Here is a 26,860-nt window from a genome sequence, read left to right on the forward strand (position 1 = left end):
GAGCATCCCCTGATGAGCACTGAGCCCACCACCATCCGCTGGGAACAGGACGAGACCGGCGTCGTCACCCTCGTCCTCGACGACCCCAACCAGTCCGCGAATACGATGAACCAGGCGTTCCGCGCCTCCCTCGCCGCGATCACCGACCGGCTGGAAGCCGAGAAGGACTCGATCCGGGGCGTCATCTTCACCTCCGCCAAGAAGACCTTCTTCGCGGGCGGCGACCTGCGCGACCTCATCCGGGTCACCCCCGAGACCGCCCAGGACCTCTTCGACGGCGGCCTCGCCATCAAGCGCAACCTGCGCCGCATCGAGACCCTGGGCAAGCCGGTCGTCGCCGCGATCAACGGCGCGGCCCTGGGCGGCGGCTTCGAGCTCGCCCTCGCCTGTCACCACCGGGTCGCCCTCGACACCTCCGGCACCAAGATCGGCTGCCCCGAGGTCACCCTCGGCCTGCTCCCCGGAGGCGGTGGAGTCGTCCGCACCGTACGGCTGCTGGGCATCGCCGACGCCCTGCTGAAGGTCCTCCTCCAGGGCACGCAGTACAACGCGACGCGCGCCCAGGAGAACGGCCTCGTCCACGAAGTGGCCGCCACGCCCGAGGAACTGCTCTCCAAGGCCCGCGCCTTCATCGACGCCAACCCCGAGTCCCAGCAGCCCTGGGACAAGCCGGGCTACCGCATCCCGGGCGGCACGCCGGCCAACCCGAAGTTCGCGGCCAACCTGCCCGCCTTCCCGGCCAGCCTGCGCAAGCAGACCAACGGCGCGCCCTACCCGGCCCCGCGCAACATCCTCGCGGCCGCCGTCGAGGGCTCCCAGGTCGACTTCGAGACGGCCCAGGTCATCGAGGCCCGCTACTTCGTCGAGCTGGCCGCGGGCCAGACGTCGAAGAACATGATCCAGGCGTTCTTCTTCGACCTCCAGGCCGTCAACTCCGGTGCCAACCGGCCCCAGGGCATCGAGCCGCGCCCGGTCCGCAAGGCCGCGGTTCTCGGCGCCGGGATGATGGGCGCGGGCATCGCCTACTCCTGCGCCCGCGCGGGCATCGACGTCGTCCTCAAGGACGTGACGGCGGAGGCCGCGGCCAAGGGCAAGGCGTACTCCGAGAAGCTCTGCGCCAAGGCGGTCTCCCGGGGACGTACGACCCAGGAGAAGGCCGACGAACTGCTCGCCCGCATCACGCCCACCGCCGACCCGAACGACCTCGCGGGCTGCGACGCCGTCATCGAGGCCGTCTTCGAGGACACCGCGCTCAAGCACAAGGTGTTCCAGGAGATCCAGAACATCGTCGAGCCCGACGCCCTGCTCTGCTCCAACACCTCGACCCTGCCGATCACCGCGCTCGCCGAGGGCGTCGAGCGGCAGGACGACTTCATCGGGCTGCACTTCTTCTCGCCCGTCGACAAGATGCCGCTGGTCGAGATCATCAAGGGCGAGCGCACCGGCGACGAGGCACTCGCCCGCGCCTTCGACCTCGTACGGCAGATCAAGAAGACCCCGATCGTCGTCAACGACTCGCGCGGCTTCTTCACCTCCCGCGTCATCGGCCACTTCATCAACGAGGGTGTCGCCATGGTCGGCGAGGGCATCGAGCCCGCCTCCGTCGAGCAGGCCGCCGCCCAGGCCGGCTACCCCGCCAAGGTCCTCTCCCTCATGGACGAGCTCACGCTCACCCTGCCGCGCAAGATCCGCAAGGAGTCCAAGCAGGCCGTCGAGGAGGCGGGCGGCACCTGGGAGACCCACCCCGCCGAGGCCGTCATCGACCGCATGGTCGACGAGTTCGGGCGCCCCGGTCGCAGCGGCGGCGCGGGCTTCTACGAGTACGGCGAGGACGGCAGGCGCGGCAAGCTGTGGCCGGGGCTGCGTGAGCACTTCACGAAGGCGGGGCACGAGATCCCGTTCGAGGACATGAAGGAGCGCATGCTCTTCTCCGAGGCGCTGGACACCGTCCGGCTCCTGGAGGAGGGCGTCCTGACCTCCGTCGCCGACGCCAACATCGGCTCCGTCTTCGGGATCGGCTTCCCCGGCTGGACCGGCGGTGTCCTGCAGTACGTCAACGGCTACGAGGGCGGGACCGGCACCGGACCCGCCGCGTTCGTGGCCCGCGCGCGGGAACTCGCCGAGCGCTACGGGGACCGCTTCCTCCCGCCGGCGCTGCTCGTCGAGAAGGCGGAGAAGGGCGAGCGGTTCACCGACGCGTCCTGACCCCGGACCGGGCCACGAGGGGCTGCTGTCCGAAGCGTGTTGCGGGGTGGACCGTGCCGTGCGGGCGCGGTCCGAACGGCAGCCCCGGGGTCGCGTGTCGCTGAGTGGTATGGGGGACTTGCTCCGCGGGGGCGGGCACCGGACGCTGACCGGCGAACCGGTACCCGTCCCCCCGCCGAGGAGCCCCCATGGGGCGCCGTCCCGCCCTCGCTCTGCTGGACATCCTGCGCGGCGAGGGCGTGGACCGCGTCTTCGGCAACCCCGGCACCACCGAACTCCCCTTCCTGGCCGCCCTCGCGGAGACCGCCGACGCACCCGCCTACGTGCTCGGCATCCACGAGGGCGCCGTCGTCTCCATGGCCGACGGATACGCCCGCGCCACCCGGCGCCCCGCCTTCGTGAGCCTGCACATCGCCGCCGGGCTCGCCAACGGACTCATCGGTCTGCTCAACGCCCGTCGCTCCCGCACCCCGTTGGTGGTGATGGCGGGCCAGCAGGACCGCCGCCACCTCCAGCAGGACCCGATGCTGTCCGGCGATCTCGTCGCTCTGGCCCGCCCCGCCGTCAAGGCGGCCCTCGACGTCCAGCACGCCCATGACCTGCCGCTCGCCGTGCGCCGGGCCTTCGCTCTCGCGGTACGGCCGCCCGCCGGGCCGGTGTTCCTGTCCGTGCCGATGGGTCTGCTCGCCGAGGACACCGACGTCGAGGTCCCGCCCCGCACACCGACGCCCCGCGCCGGTCCGGCCGCCGGCCTCGACCGCGCCGCGGTGCTGCTCGGCCGGGCCGCCCGTCCCGTCATCGTGGCCGGCGACGGCGTGGGCCGCGACGACGCGGTACGGGCGCTCGTGCGCGTCGCCGAGACGTGCGGCGCCCCCGTCCACCACCAGCCGATGGCCGACTGCCTCGACTTCCCGACCACCCACCCGTTGTACGCGGGCATGCTGCCCCCGCGCCACGAAGCCGTTCGCGAGGCTCTCGCGCCGTACGACACCGTCCTGATCGCCGGGGCGCACGCGTTCACCCCGCACCACTACACCCCGGGCCCCGCGCTGCCGCCCGGCATCACCGTCGTCCAGCTCGACCCGGACCCGGACGAGATCGGCCGCAACTTCACCGCCGACCTCGGGCTGGTCGGCGCCCTCGCCCCCTCCCTCGACCGCCTCGCCGACCAGCTGCGCGACCACGTGCCCGCGCACAGGGCCAAGGCCGGAGTGCTGCGCGCCGCCGAGCGGCACACGGCCGAACGGGACCGCACGGAGGCCGCCGCCCGCGCCGCCTACTCCCCGGCGCCGCTCGCGCCCTGGGCCGCCGCCCACGCCGTGGCGGACGGGCCGCCACCCGGTGCCGCGGTCGTCGAAGAGGCCATCACCGTCGGCCTGTTGCTGCGCCGGCTGGTGCGCCTGGACCGTCCCGGCAGCTACACCCACACCGTCGGCGGTGGGCTCGGCTGGGGGATCGGGGCCGCCGTCGGCCGGGCACTCGCCGAGCCGGGGCGGCCCGTGGTCGCCGTCCTCGGAGACGGCTGCGCCCTGTTCGGCCTGCAAGGACTGTGGAGCGCGGCACGATCCAACACGCTTTCCAACTGTGTTGGTGGTCCCGGGAGCCTCGGACGGGGCCGTTCACCTGCGTTCATGGACGGCCGGTCGCTTGAGCGGATACCGCCTTGGGCCTCGCCTGAACGGCCGTGAACGGCGCTGAATGAGACGGAAACTGAGACGGCCAAAGACTGCGCACACCGGGTGACACAGCCAGGTCGACCTTGGTGACGACTCGGGCGCCCCTATGGCGCGTCCCGCTCTTGCATCCTGAGGTCTGACTGCTTTGCAGCTCGGGTAGCTCTATCCGGATGGCGCCACTGATCCTCGCGACCTAGCGTGGGACGGGCGCTGTCGATCAGGAAACCGGTGCCTGCTGCAGTGCGAACTGCACGCTTCGTGGACGGACCGCTCGGGCCGACGGTCCCGGCCGGTGCACTCATGGTGTGCCTCATCGCGCAGAGACGCCGAGTGCCCACCAGGAAGAGGTCGCGCGCTCGGCAAAATGGAGGCCGGGTATGTCGCAGAAATCCTGGAACGAGTACAAGCCGGGGCGGTCGTTCCCCGGAGTGATCGGGCGGACGACCGACGAGTCCACCCCGGCATGGCCGCAGCCGGTGCGAGCGGTACCCGGCTCACCGAACGTGCTGTTCATCGTGCTGGACGACACCGGCTTCGGTCAGCTCGGCTGCTACGGCAGCCCGATCAAGACTCCGAACCTGGACGCCCTGGCGGCGGGCGGGCTGCTGTACAACAACATGCACACCACCGCGCTGTGCTCACCGTCGCGCTCGTGCGTCGTGACCGGCCGCAACCACCACGCCAACGGCATGGCGGCGATCACCGAGCTGGCCACCGGGTATCCCGGCTACAACGGACAGATCCCGTTCGAGAACGGGTTCCTCTCCGAGGTGCTGCTTCAGCACGGCTACAACACGTACATGGTCGGCAAGTGGCACCTGATGCCCTCGGAGCACGAGTCGGCCGCGGGACCGTACGACCGATGGCCGCTGGGACGGGGCTTCGAGCGGTTCTACGGCTTCCTCGGCGGGGACACCAGCCAGTGGTACCCGGACCTGGTGTACGACAACCACCAGGTCGAGCAGCCGGCGACGCCGGAAGAGGGCTACCACCTCACTGAGGACCTGGCCGACCGGGCGATGTCGTTCATCGCGGATGCCAAGCAGGTTGCCCCGGACAAGCCGTTCCACCTGCACTTCTGCACCGGTGCGACGCACGCCCCGCACCACGTACCCAAGGAGTGGGCAGACCGCTACCGGGGCCAGTTCGACGACGGCTGGGATACCTACCGCGACCGTACGTTCGACCGGCAGAAGCAGCTCGGCATCGTGCCGTCGGACGCGGTGATGTCTCCGCGCGACCCGGACGTGCCCGCCTGGGAGTCACTGTCACCGGACGCACGTCGCCTGTCGGCGCGGATGATGGAGGTCTACGCCGGGTTCCTCTCCCACACCGACCACCACATCGGCCGCCTGATGGACTTCCTCAAGGAAATCGGCGAGTTCGACAACACGCTGGTCATGGTGGTCTCCGACAACGGCGCCAGTGCCGAGGGCGGCGTCACCGGCACGACCAACGAGCTGCAGTTCTTCAACAACGCGCCGGAGCCGCTGGAGGAGAGCCTGGCGCGCATCGACGAGATCGGCGGCCCGGAGACGTTCAACCACTACCCGTGGGGCTGGACCTGGGCGGGCAACACGCCGTTCAGGCGGTGGAAGCGGGAGACCTATCGTGGCGGTGTCAGCGACCCGTTCCTGGTCCACTGGCCCCGCGGCATCCAGGCCCGTGGCGAGATCCGCTCCCAGTTCGCGCACATCATCGACATGGTGCCCACCGTGCTCGACGTGCTGGGCATCGAACCGCCCACGACCATCCGGGGTGTCACCCAGTCCCCGCTGCACGGGGTCAGCTTCGCGCACACCTTCGACGATCCCACGGCCCCGACCCGCCACCGCACTCAGTACTACGAGATGTTCGGGCACCGCGCGATCGACCATGACGGCTGGCGTGCGGTCTGTCCCTGGCCGGGCCCTTCGTTCGCCGAGGCCGACAAACCGTTCGGCGCCCCGATCGCGATGGCGGACCTGGACGACTTGGACGCCCATCATTGGGAGCTGTACCACGTCGACGAGGATGTCGCCGAGACCCGCAACGTCGCCGAGGAACACCGCAGCAAGCTCATCGAGATGATCGCCCTGTGGTACGTGGAAGCCGGCAAGTACAACGTGCTGCCGATCGACGGCAGCGTCCTCGAGCGCATGATGCTCGAGCGCCCGCAGATCACCGAGGACCGGACCAGCTACACCTTCCATGCCGGCACGCAGATTCTGCCGGCCGCCGTCGCTCCTCGGGTCCTCAACCGCCCGCACAGCATCACCGCCGACGTGGAGATCCCACCCGGCGGCGCCGAAGGCGTGCTGCTGTGCCAGGGCACCAACGCCGGCGGCTGGTCCTTCTACCTCAAGGACGGCCACCTCCACTACGCCCACAACTACGTCCAGCGCACACTGCACCACGTGGCCTCCGACGAAGCCGTCCCCGAAGGCCGTCACAAGCTGCGCTTCGAGTTCGAGCCCACCGGCAGCCCGGACATCGCCGCAGGCAAGGGCTCGCCGGGCCGCGCCCAGCTCTACGTCGACGAACGCCTCATCGGCGAGATCGACATGCCGTTCACGACCCCGGTCGCCTTCAACCCGGGCGGCATGTGCTGCGGCGCGAACCCGGGATCGGCCGTCACCCCCGACTACCAGGCGCCCTTCCGATTCACCGGGACCCTGCACAGCGTCACCGTCGACATGTCCGGCGACCTGATCGTCGACGCTCCCAGCGAGATGCGCATGCACATGGCCCGACAGTGACCGCGGCCGGGCCTGCTGCCGGTCAGCCGATGCCGTCCAGCAGCAGGCCCAGCCGGATGTCGAACCACGCCTGCTCCTGTCGCCACGCCTGCGCTGCGCCCACCAGCAGACGGCTCAGCCCGTCAATGGTGAGCGACCGCCACCGGTAGCCGTTCAGGATCTCCACCAGCGCGTCGACGCACTCCGCTTGCGGGTTCGTCCCGTTGAGCGGACCACGGGGGCGTGGCAATGCCTGCCCCGCGTCCATGGCAGCCACCGCGCGGCGGCAGACCAACTCGGCGGTGCACGACTGCCAAGCGAACGGTTCCAACGCGGCACGGACCGCGACGACCCGGGCATCCCCTGCCCTCACCGTCACTCCCATCGAGACCACCTCATTCGCCCATCACCAGCCCGACCTCGATTGTCACATGATGGCCGAGCCACAAGGCTCAAGCGGTATCTGGGCTGCTGAGAAGTGTGCCTACACGCTTCTCCAGGGCCCACCGTTGTTCCCCGCTCAATCGGGCACGAATGGGGCACGAGGCCTTCTGATCCGTAGCTCTATGCAGACCAGTCACCACCGGTCATAGCAGTCGTTCAACGGCTAGGAGCAGACGCCAGTGGACGGTGCCGGTTGCTGTGGTTGCTGTACTTCTGTGCTGTACAGCCGGAGTCCGGCAGTTCGGTCGATGTGATCGAGGTGCCGCGCTGAGGTTCTGTGATCAGTAACATCGTCTCCCCGAACGCTAGGACATCGGGACGCAGGGGGGCGTGGTGCTGGAGAGTTTGGTGACGACGGTCGCTGGTGCCCTTCTCGCCACCGTGGGGGTGCTGGTTGGCGGTGCCGTTACGCGCCGCGCCCAGGACCAGCAGTGGATACGAGACCAGCAACTCGCTGCCTATCAGGAACTTTTCAGCCATTACGCCAAGTTCACAATGGAACTTAGGCGAGCGCACGGTGATGGCCGGGGCTGGGACTATGACTGGGGTGAGTGGAGCGCGGCTTTGCTGCGTGTGAGCCTGGTCGCCCCTAGGGAAGTCGCCACGGAGATCGACAACTTCGGACGTGCCATCAACTCCTTCTTGGACCAAGTGGAACGAGGGGAACGCACCCCACTGCGCAACCCGCTCAGTCCAGAGGAATTCGAAGTGGCCCGACAGGCACCTGCCTTGGCGCAAGTGAAGTTGGTCAACGCCATACGTCGTTCACTCAGTGATGATCACCAGGGGCTGCCGTTCGGGATCGGAGGGTAGGGCGTGTCGGTCTCGGCTCCACGTCCCTCCTGAGCACCGCTTTAGGAGCGAGGTTGGGCGATGACATGTCTGACCTTCGCATTCCCTGTCTTGCTGGGAGCCCGGACATGTCTCCCCCGCGTACCTTGATTCCCCGTGGTTCCCCGCTGGTTATGGCACGAATGTGGCACGGTCATCGAGGTCTTGCGGGCATCAGCGTGCCCCTACTCCGCAACGCTGTTCACCCCATCGACAGCGATCGCTGAAGCAGCAGCGTGGACAAAAGCCAAGTACGCCCTGTGGGACTCCTGACTCAGCTCATCCAGCGAAGCTATTGCTTCCGGGGTGCCACCGCCGTCGCGTTGGAACTGGACGAGGCAGGCATGGACTTGGGCTTTGAACTTCAAGAACGCCCCCCGGCAGTCGGCCGCCGTCTGCGCTACTGTCGGTGGTCCTTCAACGGCAACCTGTGCGTAGCGATGGCCATGGGAGTGGTCGTCCGCATGTGTGGAATCGTAAGCCTCTTGAGCCGCCCTCATCCTGTCTTCATAGGCTGCGGGATACCTGCTTTCAGCAACGACCTGGAGGCAGCTAATTGCCCTGACCATTTTGTTGTAATCTATGAGTATTGCCTCGGCGAGCGCGATGTAGGCAGCTTTCCTGGGCTCTCTGATGATTCGCGTGTGTTCGGCCTGCAGCTGAGAGCGCGCCTGCGAGCGGGCTAGGAGTGCGGCTCCGATGCCTGCACCTCCAGTGCCTATAGCTCCTACAGCAGCACCTAGTACAGCTGCGAGTCCTGCATCCATGCCTGGCATCCTGTCTGACCCGCCATAAGGCGCTGCTGGCGCTGGCCGTTCATCGGTTCCATCCTTACGTTCGGCACCCCTACCCACGACGGCGTCGTCGCATCTCGACCGGCTCCACCACCACTATCCCCAACTCCCATCCCGTCCGCCGTCGACCCACACACCGTGGAGCGGGCGTGGTTCATGGCGTCCAGGTGGAGCGCGCCACTGTACGAACGACCTGGACGCCATGGGCCGCGTCTGCTCGGCTCTGCCTGGGTCGATGGCGGACGGGATGGGAGCTCCCCGCGCACGCCACTACGAACCCGCGGTCGCGAACGGCGCCCCCTCCATCCCGGTGCCGGCCGATCCCCGCCGGAGGCTCGTTCTGACCGTGGCCTTGCTCGTCCAGTTTCTACTCAGGGCCGTAACTCGCTTGCGGCCCCAGGGGCACGGCCCCGGCGCAGAAGGCGCAGAGAGGCCGGGCCCAAGGGGCCAGCCCGCGCTTTGTACGGGCCCTTGAACCAGTAGAGAAAGTTTGAATCACGTCGGGATCCGGGGGTCTGTCCTGTCTCGGTTGATGCTTGACGTTGTGGCTCCACCTGATGCTTGACACCGCTTGCCTCGGCTTGGCCGTGCGATCGTTTGTGAGAGGGCACACGAGGTCCAGAGCTGGCACTCCTGTACCAGGGGTCCGAGGATGCTCGCATGAAGGTGCCGATCGGCCGCCCGAGTTTGCGGCCCTACCTGCCTTACCAGCAGCGCACTGCAGCGCACCGTGAGGGGCTGAGCGCTCACTTCTTGGGCACCAGTTCAGTACTGCTGTCGGACGGGCAGACCTCGGTGCTCAGCGACGGGTTCGTCACCCGCCCGGGGATGATGCGCGTGGGCATGGGCAAGATCGCCCCGAACCGTGCGCTGGTCCGTGCCGCCATCGAGCGGCTGCGGGTGGACAACCTCGCCGCTGTGGTGTGCGCGCATTCCCACTACGACCACGCCCTCGACGCACCGGTCTGGGCGCTGGAGACCGGCGCCGACCTGGTCGGGTCGGAGTCCACCGCCAACATCGGGCGCGGCCTGGGGGTCCCCGAGTCGTCCTTGCGGGTGGTGGGCGATGGCGACACCGTGACCTACGGCAGCTTCACACTGACCTTCCTGGACTCCGTGCACAGCGCGGGTGACCACTACCCCGGTACCGTTGACCAGCCCTTGGTCCCGCCGGCTCGCGCCGGTGCCTGGAAGACCGGCACCGCCTACTCCGTGCTCGTCACCCACCCCTACGGCCGCGTGCTGTTGCACGCCAGCGCCAACTACCGGCTCGGTGCGCTGCGCGGTCATCACGCCGACGTCGTATACCTGGGCGTCGGCATGCTGGGCAAGCAGCCCGCCGAGTTCCTTCAGACCTACTGGGACGAGGTGGTGGCCGCGACCGGGGCCAGGCGGGTCATCCTGGTGCACTGGGACGACTTCTTCTTGGGCCTGGACCGGCCACTGCGCCCCATGCCCTACCTGCTCGACGACCTCGACACCACCATGGGCCGACTGCTGCCCCTGGCGCACCGTGACGGCGTCGACCTTGTCCTGCCCGTCTCCTGGCAGCCCAGTGCCCCCCTCACCGGTCTTGCGTGAACTCGGCTGCGTAAGCCCCTGGAATCGGCGGAGCACGTCGATTACCCGGCCAACGCTGCGAGACGAGCCATTGGGAACCGACAAGCATCAACTGAGACTCGACACGGGGCGGGCATCTCCTCCGGCCTCGGTTGATGCCGGAGGTTGCGCCTTGCATGTGCATGACGCTGGTTTCACTTGCTCGCCTCGGTCTGGCGGTGAAGGGACTCGCCCGCACGCGCCTGGCCAAGTCCGTCCACGACGCCGGATGGTCGGCGTTCGTGACCATGCTGGAGTACAAGGCCACCCGGTACGGGCGCGCCTTCCACCGGATCGGCCGGTTCGAGCCGACCTCCCAGGTGTGCTCACACTGCGGCGTCAAGGACGGCCCCAAGCCCCTCAAGGTCCGCATGTGGACATGTGGGGCGTGCGGGGCGGTCCTGGACCGGGACATCAACGCGGCGGTCAACGTCGCCAAGGCCGCCGGACTGGCGGTGCCGGCCTGTGGAGCGCAGGTAAGACGGGCACCCGTGCCCGCACAGCGCAGCGAAACAGGAACCCACCAAGAGCTACCCACCGCGTCGCCGCGGCGGGAGCAGATTGGAATCCCCGGCCTTTAGGCCGAGGAGGATGTCAATTGTGAGCGTTCGTGCCGCCGAGGACGGCCGCCCCGGACTCAGGACTCCCGGAGCCACTCCCGCAGCTCCTCCTTCAGCGAGCGCTGGAACGCGGTGAGCAGCGCCTGCACCACCAGCGGCTGCATGTGCGCCGACAGGGACTTCACCGCCGCGACGGACTCCCCTTCCCCCACCGCGTCGCGCAACAGGGCGGACAGTTCGTGGGCCGCCGCCCGCGAGTGCTCCAGCAGGACGGTGCGTGCGGCGAGGATCGTCTCGTGCGCGATCGGTACGTCGAGGAGCTCCGCGCCGAGCCGCAGCAGCCCTGGGTCCAGCCGGACGGAGTCCCCCGTCCGCTCGATGACGCCCATCGCGGCGAGCCGCTCCAGGTCCCCTTCGCCGAGCGGCCGTCCGGCGCGCCGCTCCAGCTCCTCCCGGGTCACCTCCTCCGTCGCGTCGGGCGCCCAGGACGCCACCACGGCACGGTGGATGGCGAGCTCGTGCGCGCTCAGACCGGGCGGCAGCTGCGTCAGATGACGTTCGATCGCGGCCAGCGTCATGCCCCGCTGCTGCAACTCCTCGATGAGAGCGAGCCGGGCCAGGTGCTCCTGGCTGTAGTGGCCGACGCGGCGGGGGCCGATCACGGGGGGCGGCAGCAGGCCCCTGGCGCTGTAGAAGCGGACCGTACGGACCGTGACGCCCGCCCGTGCGGCCAGCTCGTCGACCGTGAGCGTCGGCTCCTCGGTGTCCGTCGTCATGGGCAGGTCCTCGCTTCTCGCGTCGTGCCGCGCGCCCTGGGTCACCGGTGGCGGCGCGGTGCAACAGTATTGCTGTCTCACCGGTGTTGTGAAAGCGTCCGTCCAGGAGCGGCGCGGGTCGCGGCCCGCGCGGCACTCGGATCCGACGGCGCCAGGAGGCGGTCATGACCACGATCCTGAGACTCCCGGGAGAGCCCGCCGAACTCACCCTCCCCGCCCTGCTGCTGCGCAACGCCGAGGACCACGGCGACCTGCCGGCGCTGTCCTGGCGTACGGAGGACGGCTGGACCACCCTCACCTGGGGCGAGGTGCGCCGTGAAGTCGCCGGACTCGCCGCCGGATACGCCGGTCTCGGCGTCGGGCGGGGCGACCACGTCCTCATGATGATGGGCAACCGTCCCGAGCACTGGCTGAGCGACCTGGCGCTGACCCACCTGGGCGCCGTACCGGTCACCGTCTACTCCACGTCCGCCGCGGAACAGGTCGCGCACATCGCCCGGCACAGCCGTGCCCGCCTCGCGGTCGTCGGGGGACTGCGCGAACTGCCGCGCTGGGAAACCCTGTTGGGGGACACCAGCGTTCCCCTGGACCGATTGGTGGTCGCGGAGGCGTCCGAGGCGGGCACCCACCGCACGTACGACTCGCTGCGGGGCCCGCGTCCCACGGCGTCCGCCGGGTCCGGACCGGGGACCGTCGCCGAGGCCGCAGCGGTCGGGACGGCCGCGGACGCGCCCCGCTCCGAGGCGTTCGAGAAGGCCTGGCACGAGAGCCGCCCCACCGATCCGCTCACCGTCGTCTACACCTCGGGCACCACCGGCGAGCCCAAGGGCGTGAGCATCAGCCACCGCAAGGTCGTCCAGAACGTCCTGGCCCTCGACCGCCTCGTCGAACTCCCCACCCATGTCGAGCACATCTGCTACCTGCCCTTCGCGCACATCGCCGAGCGCATGCTCGGGATCTACCTCCCCGTGTTCCGCGCCTCGCACGTCCATCTGTGCGCGGACCCCTCGGAGGTGGCCGCCGTCGTCAGGGAGCTGCACCCCGCGCAGTTCTTCGGTGTCCCGCGCGTGTGGGAGAAGCTCGCGTCCGCCGTGCGGGCCGCGCTGGCCGGACTGCCCGAGGAGCGGCGGGCGGCCGTGGAGGCGGCGATGGAGACGGCCCGCGCGCACGTGACCTGCCGCGAGCGGGGCGAGGAGCCGTCCGCCGCACTGCGGGAGGCGTACGCCAGGGCCAAGGAGCAGGTGCTCGACCCGATCCTCGCGCTCGCCGGCTTCGACCGTCTGGAGTGGACGGCGAGCGCTTCGGCACCGATGCCGCAGGACGTCGTGCGGTTCTGGGCGGGCTTCGGCCTCGCGGTCATGGACGCCTGGGGGCTGACGGAGACGATCGGCGTGGCCACCGCCAACAGCCCGGCCGCCTTCCGCCTCGGCTCGGTCGGCAGGCCGCTGGACGGACTGGAGATCCGGATCGCCGGGGACGGCGAGATCCTCGTACGGGGAGAGACCGTCTTCGACGGCTATCTGCGGGCCGACGGTTCGCTGGAGGACGTCCGGGACGCCGACGGCTGGTTCGCCACCGGTGACATCGGACGGCTCGACGAAGACGGCTTTCTCTGGATCACCGACCGCAAGAAGGAAATGGTCGTGACCTCGGCGGGCAAGAACATCTCGCCCGCCCTCGTCGAGAACACGCTCAAGGAGCATCCCCTCGTCGGCCAGGCCTTCGTGCACGGGGACGGACATCCGTACCTCGTGGCGCTCCTCGTGCCGGACTTCGAGCAGGCGGCCCGCCTCGATCCGGCAGCCCTGCGGGAGGCGATCGCCGAGGCGGTGGACCGGGCCAACTCCCGTCTCAGCCGCCCGGAGCAGATCAAGCGGTACCGGGTGCTCGACCGCGAGTGGAGCCCGGAGAGCGGTGAGCTGACTCCCTCGCTCAAGCTGCGCCGCCGCGCGATCATGGAGCGCCACGCGGACGTCATCGAGGAGATGTACACGCCGTGACCGCGGGGCCCCGCCGCAATGGACGGCGGAGCGGGGCTTCTGTCAGTGGTGGCCTCTACGGTGGTGTCATGTCGGAGATCAGGTATGTCCGGGGTGACGCCACCGTCCCGTCGGCCAAGGGCGTCAAGCTGATCGCCCACGTGTGCAACGACATCGGTGGCTGGGGAAAGGGCTTCGTGCTGGCCCTCTCACGCCGCTGGCCGGAGCCGGAGGCGGCGTACCGGGCCTGGCACCGTGGCCGCGCGGGCAACGACTTCGGCCTGGGCGCGGCCCAGTTCATCCAGGTCGAGCGGTATGTGTGGGTGGCCAACCTGGTGGGCCAGCGGGGGATACGGACCGGCAGCAAGGGTGTGCCCGTGCGCTACGAGGCCATCGACGCCTCGCTCGGACTGCTCGCGGACAAGGCCGTCGAACTCGGCGCGTCCGTGCACATGCCGCGCATCGGGTGCGGCCTGGCCGGCGGCAGATGGTCGCGGGTCGAACCCCTCGTCGCCGAGCGGCTGGTGCGCCGGGGACTGGCGGTGACGGTGTACGACCACGGGGACTGACCGGCGGGGCGACGCGGCGGCGTGCGGTCCGGCCGGAGCCGACCGGACCGCCAATGAAGGAAGTTGCGAAAGTTTCTGCAACTTCTTGCCGTGATGGTCCGGGCCTGCTTGACTCGCTGCTCGGATCCGAGAGGGAGAGTCATGAGCCGCGACATCGACGTCCTCGTCCTCGGCGGCGCGGGGGTGGACACGATCGTCCACGTCCCCGAACTGCCGCTTCCGTACGCCGACAGCTACATGATCCGTCCCGGGATCGAGACCAGGGCCGGGCAGACCGGAGACTTCGTCGCGCTGGGCCTGCACGAACTCGGCCTGCGCACCCACCACCTCGACCTGCTCGGCGACGACCCCGAGGGCGACCTCGTGCGCGCCCTGCACCGCGAACGCGGCATTCCGCTCACCGAGGTGCCCCAGCGCGCGGGCACCAAGCGCGCGGTCAATCTCGTCGGCCCCGACGGGCGCCGGCTGTCCCTGTACGACGACAGCCGCTCGCACGAAGGGGACCGGCTGCCCGAGAAGACGGTGCGGGACCTGGCTGCGGCGAGCCGTCACGCGCACGTCTCCATCACCCACCCGTGCGCCTTCGCCCTCCAGGCGCTGCGGGAGTCCGGGGTGACCCTCTCGACCGACCTGCACAACTGGGACGGCGAGAATCCCTACCACGAGCCGTTCGCGTACGCCGCCGACGTCGTGTTCGTCTCCACCACCGCCCTCTCCGACCCCGAGCGCACCATGCGGCGGATCGTGGAGCGGGGCCGGGCCGAGGCGGTCGTCGCCATGGCCGGCGCGGAGGGCGCGTACCTGCTGGCGGACGGCGAGCTGACCCACGTCCCGCCTGTCCCGCCGCGCACGCCCGTGGTCGACTCGAACGGCGCCGGGGACTCCTTCGCCGCGGGCTTCCTCTTCGGCCGGCTGACCGGCGAACCGGTCCGGCGCTGCGCCCTGTACGGCGCGATCGCCGGCGCTTATGCCTGCACCGTTCCCGCGACCCGGGCCGACGCCATCGGCCGCGACGAACTCCTCGCCCGCGTGGACGAGTTGGAGGAGAAGACCGTCCGCCACTGAGCCGTGCGACCGGCCACCGGCCGACGCCCGGCCCGCCGCTCGCTCACGGCTGCCACCGGTCGACCGATCGCTCGCGGCCGCTGCCCCACCTGCGATTCGCTCACGGCCGCCGCCCGACCGCGGTGCGTTCACCGCCGCTGCCCGCCCGTCCCGGAGGGAAGGGCGGGCAGGGACTACCCGGCGGGCGGCCGTACCTCAGTCGGCGTGGACCGCGTCAGTGGCGGCGATCTTCTTCCACGACTTCGGCCGGGCGACGGCACCCTTCGCTCCCGGGGTCACCGTGAGCCCGGCACCCCGAGCCACCGGAGCCGCCGGCTTCGACGGCTGGAACAGCCAGGTGTCGAAGAGCGCCGCGAGCGACCTGCCGGACACCTGCTCGGCGTACTTCTGGAAGTCGCCGACCGACGCGTTCCCGTACGCGTGCTCCTTCGGCCACCCCTTCAGGACGGCGAAGAAGGCGTCGTCGCCGATCTCGTCGCGCAGCGCCTGCACCGCCAGCGCGCCCCGGTCGTACACCGCGATGTCGAACTGGTTGTCCGGCCCCGGGTCGCCGGGCGCCACCGTCCAGAAGGCGTCGTCCGCCGGATGCGAGGCGTACACGTAGTCCGCGAGCTCCCGCGTCGTGCCCTCGCCCTCGTGCTCCGACCACAGCCACTGCGCGTACCGCGCGAAGCCCTCGTTGATCCAGATGTCCTTCCAGTCCTTCAGCGACACGTCGTCGCCGTACCACTGGTGCGCCAACTCGTGTACGACCACCGAGGTGTTGGAGCCGTTCGCGAACTGCCGCGGGCTGTAGTACACGCGTGTCTGGGTCTCCAGCGCGTACCCGGTGGTGGTGTTGGGCACGTACCCGCCGGCCGAACTGAAGGGATACGGCCCGAAGTAGCCGCTCAGCCAGTCGACGAGTTCCCCCGTCCGCTCGACACTGGCGCGCGCCGCCCCGTCGTTGTCGCCGAGGTCCTTGCTGTAGGCGTTGACGACCGGGACTCCGCCCTCGGACGTGCTGGTGGTGATGTCGAACTTCCCGACCGCGAGGGTGGTGAGATAGGTGGCCTGCGGCTTGTTGGACCGCCAGTTGTAGCGGGTCCAGCCGAGCCGTGAACTCGTCGACTGGAGCGTGCCGTTGGAGATCGCCTGGGTACCGTCCGGGACGGCCACCGACACGTCGTAGGTCGCCTTGTCGAGCGGGTGGTCGTTGCTCGGGTACCACCACCACGCCGACTCGGGTTCGTCCGCGGCGACCGCCCCGTCCGGGGTGCGGTGCCAGGTCGAGAAGCCGTACGCGCTCTTCGTGGACGGCACTCCGCTGTAGCGCACGACGACGGTGACCGGCGTGCCCTTGGCCAGCGGCTTCGCCGGCGTGATCTCCAGCTCGTGCTGGCCCGACGTGGCGAACGACGCCTTCGCGCCGTTGACCCGGACCTCGCTCACGTCGAGCAGGAAGTCCAGATCGAACCGGGACAGGTCCTGCGTGGTGGTCGCCAGGAGGGTGGCCGTGCCCTCCAGTTCGTCCGTCCGCGGCTGGTAGGTGAGCCGCAGGTCGTAGTGCGAGACGTCGTATCCGCCGTTGCCGTAGGCCGGGTAGTAGGGGTCGCCGATGCCCGGTGCTCCCGGTGTGTAGCTTGCCGCCGATGCCGGGATCGCCAGCAGCAGGGAGGCGGCGAGGGCGCCCGGGGCGATGAGTCTGCGGTGCACGTCAAGCTCCAAGTCGTGGGGGCATGAAGTTGTCCGGAGCCTATTCAGTCCCTGTGGCCCCGGTCATGTCCACGGCCACCCCTGTCACACGATCGCCATTCGGCCGACATGAGTCATCCAGCCCCAGAGACCTTTCATCGACCCTCTTTTGCACGGGAGTTGACCGGGGTACGTTCCGCGCATGCCGATACCAGTGCGCCGCACGCGCTTAACGACCTGGAGATCGCTCGCGACGGCGGCCGTTGCCGCCCTGTTGGCCGCTTTCCTCGCTCCCACCGCCGCACACGCGGCCCCGAGGGAGAGCACCCCGGTCTATTCGTACGAGAATGCGATCCGTGAGTCCGTCTGGGTCGACACCGGTCTCGACGGCGACAGCGACGGAAGGCGCGACCGGGTCGCCGTCGACATCGTCCGGCCGCGCGAACTCGCCCGCCAGGGACGCAAGATCCCCGTGATCATGGATGCCAGCCCGTACTACTCCTGCTGCGGGCGCGGCAACGAGAGCCAGCGCAAGACGTACGACGCGGACGGTCACGTCGTCCAGATGCCGCTCTTCTACGACAACTACTTCGTGCCGCGCGGCTATGCCTTCGTCGGCGTCGACCTCGCCGGCACCAACCGCTCCGACGGCTGCGTCGACGTGGGCGGCCGCTCCGACATCCAGTCCGCCAAGGCGGTCGTCGACTGGCTCAACGGCCGGGCCAAGGCTTACACCACGCGCACCGGAGCGTCTACGGCCAAGGCCACCTGGACCAACGGCAGAACCGGCATGATCGGCAAGAGCTGGGACGGCACGATCGCCAACGGCGTCGCCGCCACCGGCGTCAAGGGCCTGAAGACCATCGTGCCGATCAGCGCCATCTCCTCCTGGTACGACTACTACTTCGCCCAGGGCGCCCCTCTCTACGACTCGGGCCCCGACTGGCTCTCCGACTACGTCGACAGCCCCGACGCCCGCGCCAAGTGCGCCGCCGTGCAGCGGAAGCTGGTCGACGAGGCGCCGCGCACCGGCGACTGGACGTCCCTGTGGACCGAGCGCGACTACGTCAAGGACGCCGCGAAGGTGAAGGCCAGCGTCTTCCTGGTGCACGGCATGCAGGACCTCAACGTCCGCGCCAAGAACTTCGGCCAGTGGTGGGACGCGCTCGCCAGGAACGGTGTCGAGCGCAAGATCTGGCTCTCCCAGACCGGCCATGTCGACCCCTTCGACTTCCGCCGCGCCACCTGGGCCGACACCCTGCACCGCTGGTTCGACCACGAACTCCTCGGCTACGACAACGGCATCGACGACGAACCGATGGCCGACATCGAACGCCACCCCGACCAGTGGGCCACCTCCGCCGTCTGGCCGCCCCGCGCCACCGCGGCGGCGACCCTGCGACCGGGCACCGGCCCGCGGGCCGGCGTCGGCACCCTCGGCCTCCACCGGAAGTCCGGAACCGAGACCTTCACCGACAACCCGCGGTCGAGCGAGACCGACTGGGCCGCGCACATCGACGAGTCGACACCCGACAAGGCGGGTTTCGTCACCAAGCCGCTCGCCCGCGGCCTGCGGCTCTCGGGCTCGTCCGAAGTGACCGTCACCGCCACGCCCACGACCTCGACGGCGCATCTCTCGGCCGTACTCGTCGACCTGGGGCCGGACACCATCCGCAATTACGCCGTCTCCGGCGAGGGCATCACCACACTCACCGACCGCACCTGCTGGGGCCCGAGCACGACCGGCGACAGTTCCTGCTACAAGGTGACACAGGCGAACAGGGCCGACGTCGACTACACGGTCCTCAGCCGCGGCTGGGCCGACCTCGGCAACTACGCCTCGGACCAGGGCGTCCCGCTCACCCCGGGCAGGGCGTACACCATCACGCTCGACCTGGCGGCCACCGACCACATCGTCCCCGCGGGCCACCGGCTCGCGCTGATCGTCGCGGGCACCGACAAGGACCTCATCGACCCGCCCTCCACCACACCGACCCTGACCCTCGATCTGGCCCGTACCTCGGCCCACGTCCCCTTCGTGGGCGGCGCCGACGCGTTCGCGCGGGCGACGGCGGGCTCCACCCCGGCCCCGTCCGCGTCCGTCCTCGACGGCGTACGCGGTCCGCGCGCCGCCCTCCGCGTCCCGGGAGAGAGCCGCTGAGCCACCTGGACGACGGCCCACGGGCCGGATGACGGAGGCGAACGCACCTCTCAGACGGAGGCGGTCGGACCCACGAGTCCGGCCGCCTCCCGCGCGCATCCCCACGCCACGGTGACTCCGGCACCTCCATGGCCGTAGTTGTGCACCAACACCCGCCCGTCCGGCAGGACTTCGCGCTCCAGCCGGACCTCGTGGCGCACCGGGCGCAGCCCCACCCGGTGGTCGAGCACCAGCGCTCCGGCGACCTCGGGGCGCAGCGCCGCGCACCGCTGGACGATCTCCGCCGCCACGTCGGGGTCGGGGACCTGCGACCAGTCGTCCTCGTCGGTGGTCCCGCCGAGGACCAGCCGGTCCGGCTGCGGGAAGACGTACGTGGTCGTCCCGGCCGCCGGGTCCGTCGAGACGAGCCACTCGCGGATCCCGGGGTTCTCGACGATCACGAGCTGGCCGCGCACCGGCCGTACGGCCGGATCCGGGACGAGGGCGCGGGCGCCGAGGCCCGCGCAGTTGACGACGACCGGCGCCCGCGCCTCCGCGAGGTCCGTCACCGTCCGTTCCTCGACCGTCCCGCCCGCCCGCAGCAGTCGCTCGCGCAGCAGGCGCAGGTGCACGGGCATGTCGATCAACGGCAGCCGCGCCCGCAGAGCGGTCCCCGGGTACTCCTCGGCCGTCGCCGCACGCAGTCCGGGCACGCGGGCCGCCCACGCCCCCAGCTCGTCCAGCCGCGTCTCGCCCATGACCCCCTCGACCAGGCGTACGCCCGTCTCCCCGGGCCGCGCCGCCAACTCCTCGTACACGGAGAGGGACACGAGCGCCCACGCACGGGCCAGCGCCTTCGGCTCGATGCGGTACGGCCACCACAGAGCCCCCGCAACCGCCGAGGTGGTCCGCTCGGCGGGCTCCCGCGCCCACACCCGGACCCGCCTGCCGGCCTCGGCCAGGACCACGGCCGTGGTCAGGCCGACGACTCCGCTGCCGACCACGATCACATCGCCGTTCCCGGGCTTCTCCATGCCGGGACGTTAGCGGAATATGTCATGCCGTGCTCACATCACTCTCCGTCTGGGGATACTCACAGCATGTCTGCCGAGTACGCCACCTTCGGCCTGGCACCGGCGATGCGCGCCGGTGGAGTCCTCACCAACGGTGACTACCAAGTGCACCGGGACTTCGTCGACTTCGTCGTCGACGGACGCCCGCTGCTGTTCCAGCTCTCCGACCTGGACGCGGTGTCCCCGCTCGCCTCCGACGTGCCGCCCGCGATCTTCACCGCGCAGGTGCGCGGCCTTCTCCTGGAGGCCGACGCTCCGCTCGACGGGGGCAGGCACGTCATCTACGGATGCCCCGAGTGCGAGGGCATCGAATGCGGTGCCGTCACCGCGCTCATCGAACGAGAGGGTGACGACTACGTCTGGCGCGACTTCGCCTGGCAGACCGGTGAACAGGCCGACCTGGAACGCAACGGCTACCACGGCATAGGGCCCTTCCGCTTCCATGGCGCCGAGTACCGCAGCGCTCTGAACTCCCTGCTCGACGGCGATCCGGGCCCCCGTCGCCGCGTCCTGCTGATCGGCGCCCGGGTCGCCCTCCTCGCGAAGCTGGCCGCCGCCCTGCGCGTCATCGGTATCGGCGCCGACATCGCCCGCGACGCCACGGGGGTTCCGGCGGACGAACTGCGCGCCTACGGCGCGGTGGTGTTCGGCCGGGCCGTCCCCGAGGCGGAACGGGCCGCCGTGAGGGAGTCCTTCCGCGACGCGGGCGTCGACGTCGCCCACGTCGAGGGCCTCGCCCCGATCGTTCCGCTGCTCGTCGCCCAGATCGAGCACGCCCTGGACCGCGGCCCGCGGGAGCTGCGCCGGCTCACGCGCCTGGTCGCCGCCGAGGGTGAGGCCGGCGTCGAGGTCACCTCCACCTGCCGGGTCCAGTTGACCGCCTACCGCCTGGACCGCCTCGCGCGCACCCACGCGCACGACGTGTTCGACGGCATCCTGGAAACGGGCCGGCACCGGATTCCGCTGGAGGCCCGTGCGGTGAAGGGGGAGTCGTTCATCGTGGCACGGACCTCCGGGAGCGTGCTGGTGGAACGGATGACCCCCTGACCGCCGGTCCACTGACCAGGGGCCTCCGGCGGCGGTGGCCGGAGAGCCGTGGAGCCGGGCGCTCCGGGAGGCCCGTGGGCGGAGGTCAGGGGGCCGTGGGCCTGGTCGTACGGGAGGCCGTGGGCGTGGGTGGCCGAGGGCGGCCCGGACCCCGGGGATCGGCGGCGCGGAGCGAACCCGCGGGCCGTTAAAATCGGCTCCCTGATGACTGCCACTCTCGTCGCCAAGAACCTCACCGCCGGACACGGCGACCGCGCGCTCTTCGCCGGACTCGACCTCGTCGTCGCGCCCGGCGACGTGATCGGGCTCGTCGGCGCCAACGGCGCGGGCAAGTCCACGCTGCTGCGGCTGCTCGCCGGCCTCCTCGCCCCGGAACAGGGCGAGCTGCGGCTCTCCCCGCCGACCGCCACCGTCGGACACCTGCCGCAGGAGCCGGAGCGGCGGGAGGGCGAGACCGTACGGGACTTCCTCGCGCGCCGTACCGGCGTCGACGAGGCCCAGCGGGTGATGGACGAGGCGACGCAGGCGCTCGTCGACGGAGCGCCGGGTTCCGACGACGCCTACGCGACCAGCCTGGAGCGCTGGCTCGACCTCGGCGGCGCCGACCTCGACGAACGAGCCGAGGAGGTCGCCGACTCCCTGGGGCTCGGCGTCGGTCTCGACCAGCCGATGACGTCCCTGTCCGGCGGCCAGGCCGCCCGGGCCGGACTCGCCTCCCTCCTCCTGTCCCGCTACGACGTCTTCCTGCTCGACGAGCCGACGAACGACCTCGACCTGGACGGTCTGGAGCGCCTCGAGCGCTTCGTCTCCGGCCTGCGCGCCGGGACCGTCGTCGTCAGCCACGACCGCGAGTTCCTCACCCGCACGGTCACCAAGGTCCTCGAACTCGACCTGGTGCAGCAGCAGATCACGCTGTACGGCGGTGGCTACGAGGCCTATCTCGAAGAGCGCGACACGGCCCGCCGGCACGCCCGCGAGGACTTCGAGGAGTACGCCGACAAGCGCTCCGCCCTCGAAGGCCGCGCGCAGATGCAGCGCGGCTGGATGGACAAGGGCGTCAAGAACGCGCGGCGCAAGGCGGGCAACGACAACGACAAGATCGGCCGCAAGTTCCGCAGCGAGGCCAGCGAGAAGCAGGCCTCGAAGGCCCGGCAGACGCAGCGCATGATCGAGCGGCTGGACGTCGTCGAGGAGCCGCGCAAGGAGTGGGAACTGCGCATGGAGATCGCGGCGGCCCCGCGATCGGGCGCGGTGGTCGCCACCCTGCGGGACGCGGAGGTGCGGCGCGGGGAGTTCACCTTCGGTCCCGCGACGCTCCAGATCGACTGGGCGGACCGGGTCGCCGTCACCGGCGCGAACGGCGCCGGCAAGTCGACCCTGCTGGGCGCCCTGCTCGGCCGGGTCCCGCTGTCCTCCGGCCACGCCACGCTGGGTTCCGGCGTGGTCGTCGGCGAGGTCGACCAGGCCCGCAAGCTCTTCCACGGCTCCGAGTCACTGCTGGACGCGTTCGGCGCGGCCGTCCCGGACACGGAACCCGCCGAAGTCCGCACGCTGCTGGCCAAGTTCGGTCTGAAGGCGGACCACGTCCTGCGCCCGGCGGCCACCCTCTCGCCGGGAGAGCGCACCCGCTCGGCGCTCGCCCTGCTCCAGGGCCGGGGTGTCAATCTGCTGGTCCTGGACGAGCCGACCAACCACCTCGACCTCCCGGCCATCGAGCAGCTGGAATCGGCCCTGGACACCTACGAGGGCACCCTCCTGCTGGTCACCCACGACCGCCGCATGCTGGACGCGGTCCGCACGACCCGCCGCCTGGAGGTGGCGGACGGCAAGGTGACGGAGCGCTGACACGGACCCGGAAGGGGCCGCCGCCGTCAACGGCAGCCGCCCCTTCGGTCCAGCCGAAAGCCGTCAACGGCAGCCGCCCCTTCGGTCCACCCGAAAGCCGTCAACGGCAGCCGCCCCTTCGGTCCACCCGAAAGCCGTCAACGACACCGGCCCCTCGGTCCAGCCGAAAGAGGGCGGCTCCCCGTCGGCTTTCGCCGCGGGGAGCCGCCCTTCCGTCTCAGCCCCGACCCCGCTTGGGGTCGGTCAGGCCCGCGCGTCGCAGCGCGTCCGCCATGGCGCTGTTCGCCGGTGGCGGAGCCTGCCGGGAGCCGCCGCCCCCGCCGCCGCTGCCTCCGCGACCGCCCTGCCGCTGTCCACGCTGCTGGGGCGGGCGCCCGCCCCGCTGGGGACGACCGCCGCCCTCGGCGTCCGGGGCGGCCGCCTCGTCGTCCAGCCGGAGCGTCAGCGAGATCCGCTTGCGCGGGATGTCGATGTCCAGGACCTTCACCTTGACGATGTCGCCGGACTTCACGACGTCCCGCGGGTCCTTGACGAAGGTCTTCGACAGCGCCGAGACGTGCACGAGCCCGTCCTGGTGGACGCCGATGTCCACGAACGCGCCGAACGCGGCCACGTTCGTGACGACCCCCTCCAGAACCATCCCGGCCGCCAGGTCGGAGATCTTCTCGACGCCGTCCTTGAAGGTGGCCGTCTTGAAGGCGGGTCGCGGGTCGCGCCCCGGCTTCTCCAGCTCCTTCAGGATGTCCGTGACGGTCGGAAGACCGAACTTCTCGTCGACGAAGTCGGCCGCCCTCAGCGAGCGCAGCACACCCGTGTTGCCGACCAGCGACGCGACCTCATTGCCGGCCGTCTTCACCATCCGCCGCACCACGGGGTACGCCTCGGGGTGCACGCTCGACGCGTCCAGCGGGTCGTCCCCGCCCCGGATCCGCAGGAAGCCCGCGCACTGCTCGTACGCCTTGGGCCCCAGCCGGGCCACGCTCTTGAGAGCCGTACGGGAGGTGAAGGGACCGTTGGCGTCACGGTGCGACACGATGTTCTCGGCGAGGCCGGAGGTGATGCCGGAGACCCGGGCCAGCAGCGGGGCGGAGGCGGTGTTCACGTCCACGCCCACGCCGTTCACGCAGTCCTCGACCACCGCGTCCAGCGACCGGGACAGCTTCACCTCGGACAGGTCGTGCTGGTACTGCCCGACACCGATCGACTTCGGGTCGATCTTGACCAGCTCGGCCAGCGGGTCCTGGAGCCGGCGTGCGATGGAGACGGCGCCGCGCAGCGACACGTCCATGTCGGGCAGCTCCTGTGAGGCGAAGGCCGACGCCGAGTACACCGACGCCCCCGCCTCCGACACCATCACCTTGGTGAGGCCGAGCTCCGGGTGCTTGGTGATGAGCTCACCGGCGAGCTTGTCGGTCTCGCGGGACGCCGTGCCGTTGCCGATCGCGATCAGCTCGACCGCGTGCTCCTTGGAGAGCCGGGCGAGCTTGGCGATCGCCTCGTCCCACCGGTTGGCCGGGACGTGCGGGTGGATGACGTCCGTCGCGACGACCTTGCCGGTCGCGTCGACGACGGCGACCTTCACGCCCGTACGGAAACCGGGGTCCAGGCCCAGTGTCGAGCGCGTGCCCGCCGGGGCGGCGAGGAGCAGGTCCCGCAGGTTGGCCGCGAAGACGTTCACCGCCTCGTCCTCGGCGGCGGTGCGCAGCCTGAGGCGCATGTCGATGCCGAGGTGCACGAGAATGCGGGTGCGCCAGGCCCAACGCGCGGTCTCCGTCAGCCACTTGTCGCCGGGACGGCCGCGGTCGGCGATCCCGAAACGGTGGGCGACGATCCCCTCGTACGACGAAGGCCCTTCGGTGGGCTCCTCCGGCTCCAGGACGAGATCGAGGACGTCCTCCTTCTCGCCGCGCAGCATGGCGAGGATGCGGTGCGAGGGCAGCGCCTTGAAAGGCTCGGCGAAGTCGAAGTAGTCGGCGAACTTGGCGCCCGCCTCCTCCTTGCCCTCGCGCACCTTGGCGGCGAGCCGTCCGCGCACCCACATGCGCTCGCGCAGCTCGCCGATCAGGTCGGCGTCCTCGGAGAACCGCTCGGTGAGGATCGACCGGGCGCCGTCCAGGGCGGCCTGCGGGTCGGCGACGCCCTTGTCGGCGTCGACGAAGGCCGCCGCGGCGGCGAGCGGGTCGACCGTCGCGTCGCCGAGCAGGCCGTCGGCCAGCGGCTCCAGGCCCGCCTCGCGCGCGATCTGCGCCTTGGTACGCCTCTTGGGCTTGAACGGCAGGTAGATGTCCTCGAGACGCGCCTTCGTCTCGGCGGCCCTGATCTGCGCCTCGAGCTCGGCGCTGAGCTTGCCCTGCTCGCGCACCGAGTCGAGGATCGCGGCGCGCCGGTCCTCCAGTTCCCGCAGATAGCGCAGCCGCTCCTCGAGGGTGCGCAGCTGCGCATCGTCGAGCATCTCGGTCGCTTCCTTGCGGTAGCGGGCGATGAAGGGAACCGTCGACCCGCCGTCGAGCAAGTCGACGGCGGCCTTGACCTGCCGTTCCCGTACGCCGAGTTCCTCGGCGATCCTGCCTTCGATGGACCCTACGAGGGGTGTCGTCACGATCCCGTACCGCCTTCTCCACTGAGGTTGCGCGGCAATTGTGGCAGGTGACACGGACAACGGGGGATCAGGGCGGTTCTCGAAGGGGGCGCGCGCCGCGGGTCGGGCCCCAGGGACACGGAATCCCGCGGGACCCGCGGCATTCCGTGCCGCTCGGTTCCTGCGGGTGACCGTGTCCCTCGGCCGCCGAGGGCCATGTTCCTCAGGCCCCGCGGGCCCGCCCTGAGCGCGAGGCCCCGCCGAAGAGCCGGGCCAGGGCCCGGAACGGCAGTGTGACGACCGTGGCGATGGCCCCGCCGATCTGCCGCAGCACGTCCGCCATGGCACGCAGCATGTATCTCCCCTTTCGTCTCCCGGCACGGAGGGCCGGGAGACGTCCGGGTACCTCAACCCTCGCCGGTCATTCCTTGCCGATCATTCCGTCCGGGAACGCGCCGGCGGCGAACGCCGTCATCAGCAGGTTCCTGGCGATCTCGGTGAGCCGCTCCACCCCGGCGGCGCCCAGGTGCTCGTAGGGAGCGCGGTCGAGCCGGTCCGTCCGGGCCTCGATGTCCTGGCGCAGGTCCACGCCCGCCTGCGTCAGCTCGCCCTGCGCGTCGAGCAGCCCGCGCTCCCGCAGCCGCCCGGACGCCGCCTCCCAGTCCTGCCGCGACCAGCCACGCGTTCCCAGCGCCCACTTGGGAGCCATGCCCTTGCCGGTCGCGGTGTGGCTCACGAGGGCCTCCACCGGGCCGAGCTCCGCGTCGAGCAGCACCGCGAGGTGACCGTCGCCGCGGTGCTCGCGCAGCAGGGTGGCCGCGTGCCAGAGCGCCAGGTGCGGTGCCTCGGGCACGGGGAGGTCCGCGTGCGCGGCGTAGAGCGGACGGGCGGTCGAGCCGCAGGCCTCGGCCGCGCGCAGGGCGAGTTCCGCGGCCTCGGCCACGTCCTTGGAGGCGATGAGGTCCTCGCCGAGCAGCCGCCTGAGCGTCGCGTCCACGGCACGCGCGCGTGCCGCGAGCACGGTTTCCGGAGAGGCGGCCTGCCACACCGCCGGCACATGCGCGGCCACCAGGTCGTGCCGGAAGTTGTAGAACGTCGCCGTCACGGTGCCCGCGCCGACCGCGCCCATCGCGGCGGCCCGGGCCGCGAAGTACGCGGCCCGGTCGTCCTCGATGCCGACGGCGGCCAGCTCACGCCCCAGATCGGGTGAGAAGTAGTGCGTCGAGTGCAGCGGGTTGAGGACGTTGTGGCAGCGGCGCCCGGCGCGCTCCGGCAGTGGAGGGGTCAT

Annotated in this window: 18 protein-coding genes and 2 pseudogenes; 12 read left to right on the forward strand and 8 right to left on the reverse strand. The window is 70.7% G+C overall.

Annotated features, from left to right (window positions below; all coding sequences use genetic code 11):
• Positions 1 to 12 precede the first annotated feature (12 nt).
• The 3 genes from OG788_RS36460 to OG788_RS36470 all read left to right on the forward strand — a co-directional run bounded on the left by OG788_RS36460 (position 13) and on the right by OG788_RS36470 (position 6,619).
• Positions 13 to 2,205 carry a 3-hydroxyacyl-CoA dehydrogenase NAD-binding domain-containing protein gene (locus OG788_RS36460; RefSeq protein WP_406375287.1) on the forward strand — a complete coding sequence of 731 codons (2,193 nt, stop codon included), beginning with the start codon at positions 13 to 15 and terminating at the stop codon, positions 2,203 to 2,205.
• 188 nt (positions 2,206 to 2,393) lie between these two features.
• Positions 2,394 to 3,893: a thiamine pyrophosphate-binding protein gene (locus OG788_RS36465; protein WP_406375288.1), complete on the forward strand. Its 1,500-nt coding sequence runs from the start codon at positions 2,394 to 2,396 to the stop codon at positions 3,891 to 3,893.
• Between the two features lie 365 nt (positions 3,894 to 4,258).
• Positions 4,259 to 6,619: an arylsulfatase gene (locus tag OG788_RS36470; protein WP_406375289.1), complete on the forward strand. Its 2,361-nt coding sequence runs from the start codon at positions 4,259 to 4,261 to the stop codon at positions 6,617 to 6,619.
• Between the two features lie 22 nt (positions 6,620 to 6,641).
• Here OG788_RS36470 and OG788_RS36475 read toward each other — a convergent pair whose 3' ends face one another.
• Positions 6,642 to 6,983 (reverse strand): hypothetical protein, encoded by a 342-nt coding sequence (locus OG788_RS36475; protein WP_406375290.1) that lies wholly within the window; start codon positions 6,981 to 6,983, stop codon positions 6,642 to 6,644.
• 389 nt (positions 6,984 to 7,372) lie between these two features.
• Here OG788_RS36475 and OG788_RS36480 point away from each other — a divergent pair, with 389 nt between their 5' ends.
• Complete coding sequence (locus tag OG788_RS36480) at positions 7,373 to 7,855, forward strand: hypothetical protein (RefSeq protein ID WP_406375291.1); 483 nt, start codon at positions 7,373 to 7,375, stop codon at positions 7,853 to 7,855.
• Positions 7,856 to 8,058: 203 nt separating this feature from the next.
• On the opposite strand, the gene OG788_RS36485 is transcribed toward OG788_RS36480, so the two are convergent.
• A complete protein-coding gene (locus OG788_RS36485) occupies positions 8,059 to 8,640 on the reverse strand; it encodes a hypothetical protein (protein WP_406375292.1) in 582 nt (193 codons plus the stop codon).
• A gap of 687 nt (positions 8,641 to 9,327) precedes the next feature.
• Here OG788_RS36485 and OG788_RS36490 point away from each other — a divergent pair.
• Positions 9,328 to 10,248, forward strand: a complete 921-nt coding sequence (locus OG788_RS36490) for an MBL fold metallo-hydrolase (protein ID WP_406375293.1) — start codon at positions 9,328 to 9,330, stop codon at positions 10,246 to 10,248.
• 191 nt (positions 10,249 to 10,439) lie between these two features.
• Positions 10,440 to 10,847: pseudogene (locus OG788_RS36495) on the forward strand (zinc ribbon domain-containing protein); the annotation flags it as partial.
• A gap of 56 nt (positions 10,848 to 10,903) precedes the next feature.
• Here the strand turns inward: OG788_RS36495 and OG788_RS36500 are convergent.
• A pseudogene (locus tag OG788_RS36500) lies at positions 10,904 to 11,708 on the reverse strand (MerR family transcriptional regulator).
• 58 nt (positions 11,709 to 11,766) lie between these two features.
• Here OG788_RS36500 and OG788_RS36505 point away from each other — a divergent pair.
• From OG788_RS36505 to OG788_RS36515, 3 genes are all read left to right on the forward strand, one after another.
• On the forward strand, positions 11,767 to 13,602 hold the full coding sequence (locus OG788_RS36505) for an AMP-dependent synthetase/ligase (RefSeq protein ID WP_406375294.1): 1,836 nt from the start codon (positions 11,767 to 11,769) through the stop codon (positions 13,600 to 13,602).
• 68 nt (positions 13,603 to 13,670) lie between these two features.
• Complete coding sequence (locus tag OG788_RS36510) at positions 13,671 to 14,150, forward strand: macro domain-containing protein (protein WP_406375296.1); 480 nt, start codon at positions 13,671 to 13,673, stop codon at positions 14,148 to 14,150.
• Positions 14,151 to 14,291: 141 nt separating this feature from the next.
• Complete coding sequence (locus tag OG788_RS36515; RefSeq protein ID WP_406375297.1) at positions 14,292 to 15,215, forward strand: adenosine kinase; 924 nt, start codon at positions 14,292 to 14,294, stop codon at positions 15,213 to 15,215.
• Positions 15,216 to 15,410: 195 nt separating this feature from the next.
• Here OG788_RS36515 and OG788_RS36520 read toward each other — a convergent pair whose 3' ends face one another.
• On the reverse strand, positions 15,411 to 16,910 hold the full coding sequence (locus OG788_RS36520) for a M1 family metallopeptidase (RefSeq protein WP_406375298.1): 1,500 nt from the start codon (positions 16,908 to 16,910) through the stop codon (positions 15,411 to 15,413).
• A gap of 181 nt (positions 16,911 to 17,091) precedes the next feature.
• Here OG788_RS36520 and OG788_RS36525 point away from each other — a divergent pair, with 181 nt between their 5' ends.
• Positions 17,092 to 19,050, forward strand: a complete 1,959-nt coding sequence (locus tag OG788_RS36525) for a Xaa-Pro dipeptidyl-peptidase (protein WP_406375299.1) — start codon at positions 17,092 to 17,094, stop codon at positions 19,048 to 19,050.
• A gap of 50 nt (positions 19,051 to 19,100) precedes the next feature.
• Here OG788_RS36525 and OG788_RS36530 read toward each other — a convergent pair whose 3' ends face one another.
• Positions 19,101 to 20,063, reverse strand: coding sequence for an FAD-dependent oxidoreductase (locus tag OG788_RS36530; protein WP_406375300.1), 963 nt, complete (start codon positions 20,061 to 20,063; stop codon positions 19,101 to 19,103).
• A gap of 66 nt (positions 20,064 to 20,129) precedes the next feature.
• Between OG788_RS36530 and OG788_RS36535 the strand changes: the two genes are divergently transcribed.
• Together OG788_RS36535 and OG788_RS36540 are read left to right on the forward strand one after the other, a co-directional pair.
• Positions 20,130 to 21,149 (forward strand): oxidoreductase, encoded by a 1,020-nt coding sequence (locus tag OG788_RS36535; protein ID WP_406375301.1) that lies wholly within the window; start codon positions 20,130 to 20,132, stop codon positions 21,147 to 21,149.
• 204 nt (positions 21,150 to 21,353) lie between these two features.
• Positions 21,354 to 22,994 carry an ABC-F family ATP-binding cassette domain-containing protein gene (locus tag OG788_RS36540; RefSeq protein WP_351543683.1) on the forward strand — a complete coding sequence of 547 codons (1,641 nt, stop codon included), beginning with the start codon at positions 21,354 to 21,356 and terminating at the stop codon, positions 22,992 to 22,994.
• Between the two features lie 217 nt (positions 22,995 to 23,211).
• On the opposite strand, the gene OG788_RS36545 is transcribed toward OG788_RS36540, so the two are convergent.
• The 3 genes from OG788_RS36545 to OG788_RS36555 all read right to left on the reverse strand — a co-directional run bounded on the left by OG788_RS36545 (position 23,212) and on the right by OG788_RS36555 (position 26,860).
• Positions 23,212 to 25,593 (reverse strand): Tex family protein, encoded by a 2,382-nt coding sequence (locus tag OG788_RS36545; RefSeq protein ID WP_406375302.1) that lies wholly within the window; start codon positions 25,591 to 25,593, stop codon positions 23,212 to 23,214.
• A gap of 202 nt (positions 25,594 to 25,795) precedes the next feature.
• Positions 25,796 to 25,927 carry an LPFR motif small protein gene (locus OG788_RS36550; protein WP_406375303.1) on the reverse strand — a complete coding sequence of 44 codons (132 nt, stop codon included), beginning with the start codon at positions 25,925 to 25,927 and terminating at the stop codon, positions 25,796 to 25,798.
• Between the two features lie 66 nt (positions 25,928 to 25,993).
• On the reverse strand, positions 25,994 to 26,860 hold the full coding sequence (locus tag OG788_RS36555; RefSeq protein WP_406375304.1) for an SCO6745 family protein: 867 nt from the start codon (positions 26,858 to 26,860) through the stop codon (positions 25,994 to 25,996).

Source organism: Streptomyces sp. NBC_00647 (assembly GCF_045207245.1).
Lineage (GTDB): Bacteria > Actinomycetota > Actinomycetes > Streptomycetales > Streptomycetaceae > Streptomyces.

Coding starts and splice junctions, on each gene's coding strand:
- OG788_RS36460 (WP_406375287.1), top strand. CDS start 13: ATGAGCACTGAGCCCACCACCATCCGCTGGGAACAGGACGAGACCGGC.
- OG788_RS36465 (WP_406375288.1), top strand. CDS start 2,394: ATGGGGCGCCGTCCCGCCCTCGCTCTGCTGGACATCCTGCGCGGCGAG.
- OG788_RS36470 (WP_406375289.1), top strand. CDS start 4,259: ATGTCGCAGAAATCCTGGAACGAGTACAAGCCGGGGCGGTCGTTCCCC.
- OG788_RS36475 (WP_406375290.1), bottom strand. CDS start 6,983: ATGGGAGTGACGGTGAGGGCAGGGGATGCCCGGGTCGTCGCGGTCCGT.
- OG788_RS36485 (WP_406375292.1), bottom strand. CDS start 8,640: ATGGATGCAGGACTCGCAGCTGTACTAGGTGCTGCTGTAGGAGCTATA.
- OG788_RS36490 (WP_406375293.1), top strand. CDS start 9,328: ATGAAGGTGCCGATCGGCCGCCCGAGTTTGCGGCCCTACCTGCCTTAC.
- OG788_RS36505 (WP_406375294.1), top strand. CDS start 11,767: ATGACCACGATCCTGAGACTCCCGGGAGAGCCCGCCGAACTCACCCTC.
- OG788_RS36510 (WP_406375296.1), top strand. CDS start 13,671: ATGTCGGAGATCAGGTATGTCCGGGGTGACGCCACCGTCCCGTCGGCC.
- OG788_RS36515 (WP_406375297.1), top strand. CDS start 14,292: ATGAGCCGCGACATCGACGTCCTCGTCCTCGGCGGCGCGGGGGTGGAC.
- OG788_RS36525 (WP_406375299.1), top strand. CDS start 17,092: ATGCCGATACCAGTGCGCCGCACGCGCTTAACGACCTGGAGATCGCTC.
- OG788_RS36530 (WP_406375300.1), bottom strand. CDS start 20,063: ATGGAGAAGCCCGGGAACGGCGATGTGATCGTGGTCGGCAGCGGAGTC.
- OG788_RS36535 (WP_406375301.1), top strand. CDS start 20,130: ATGTCTGCCGAGTACGCCACCTTCGGCCTGGCACCGGCGATGCGCGCC.
- OG788_RS36540 (WP_351543683.1), top strand. CDS start 21,354: ATGACTGCCACTCTCGTCGCCAAGAACCTCACCGCCGGACACGGCGAC.
- OG788_RS36550 (WP_406375303.1), bottom strand. CDS start 25,927: ATGCTGCGTGCCATGGCGGACGTGCTGCGGCAGATCGGCGGGGCCATC.
- OG788_RS36555 (WP_406375304.1), bottom strand. CDS start 26,860: ATGACCCCTCCACTGCCGGAGCGCGCCGGGCGCCGCTGCCACAACGTC.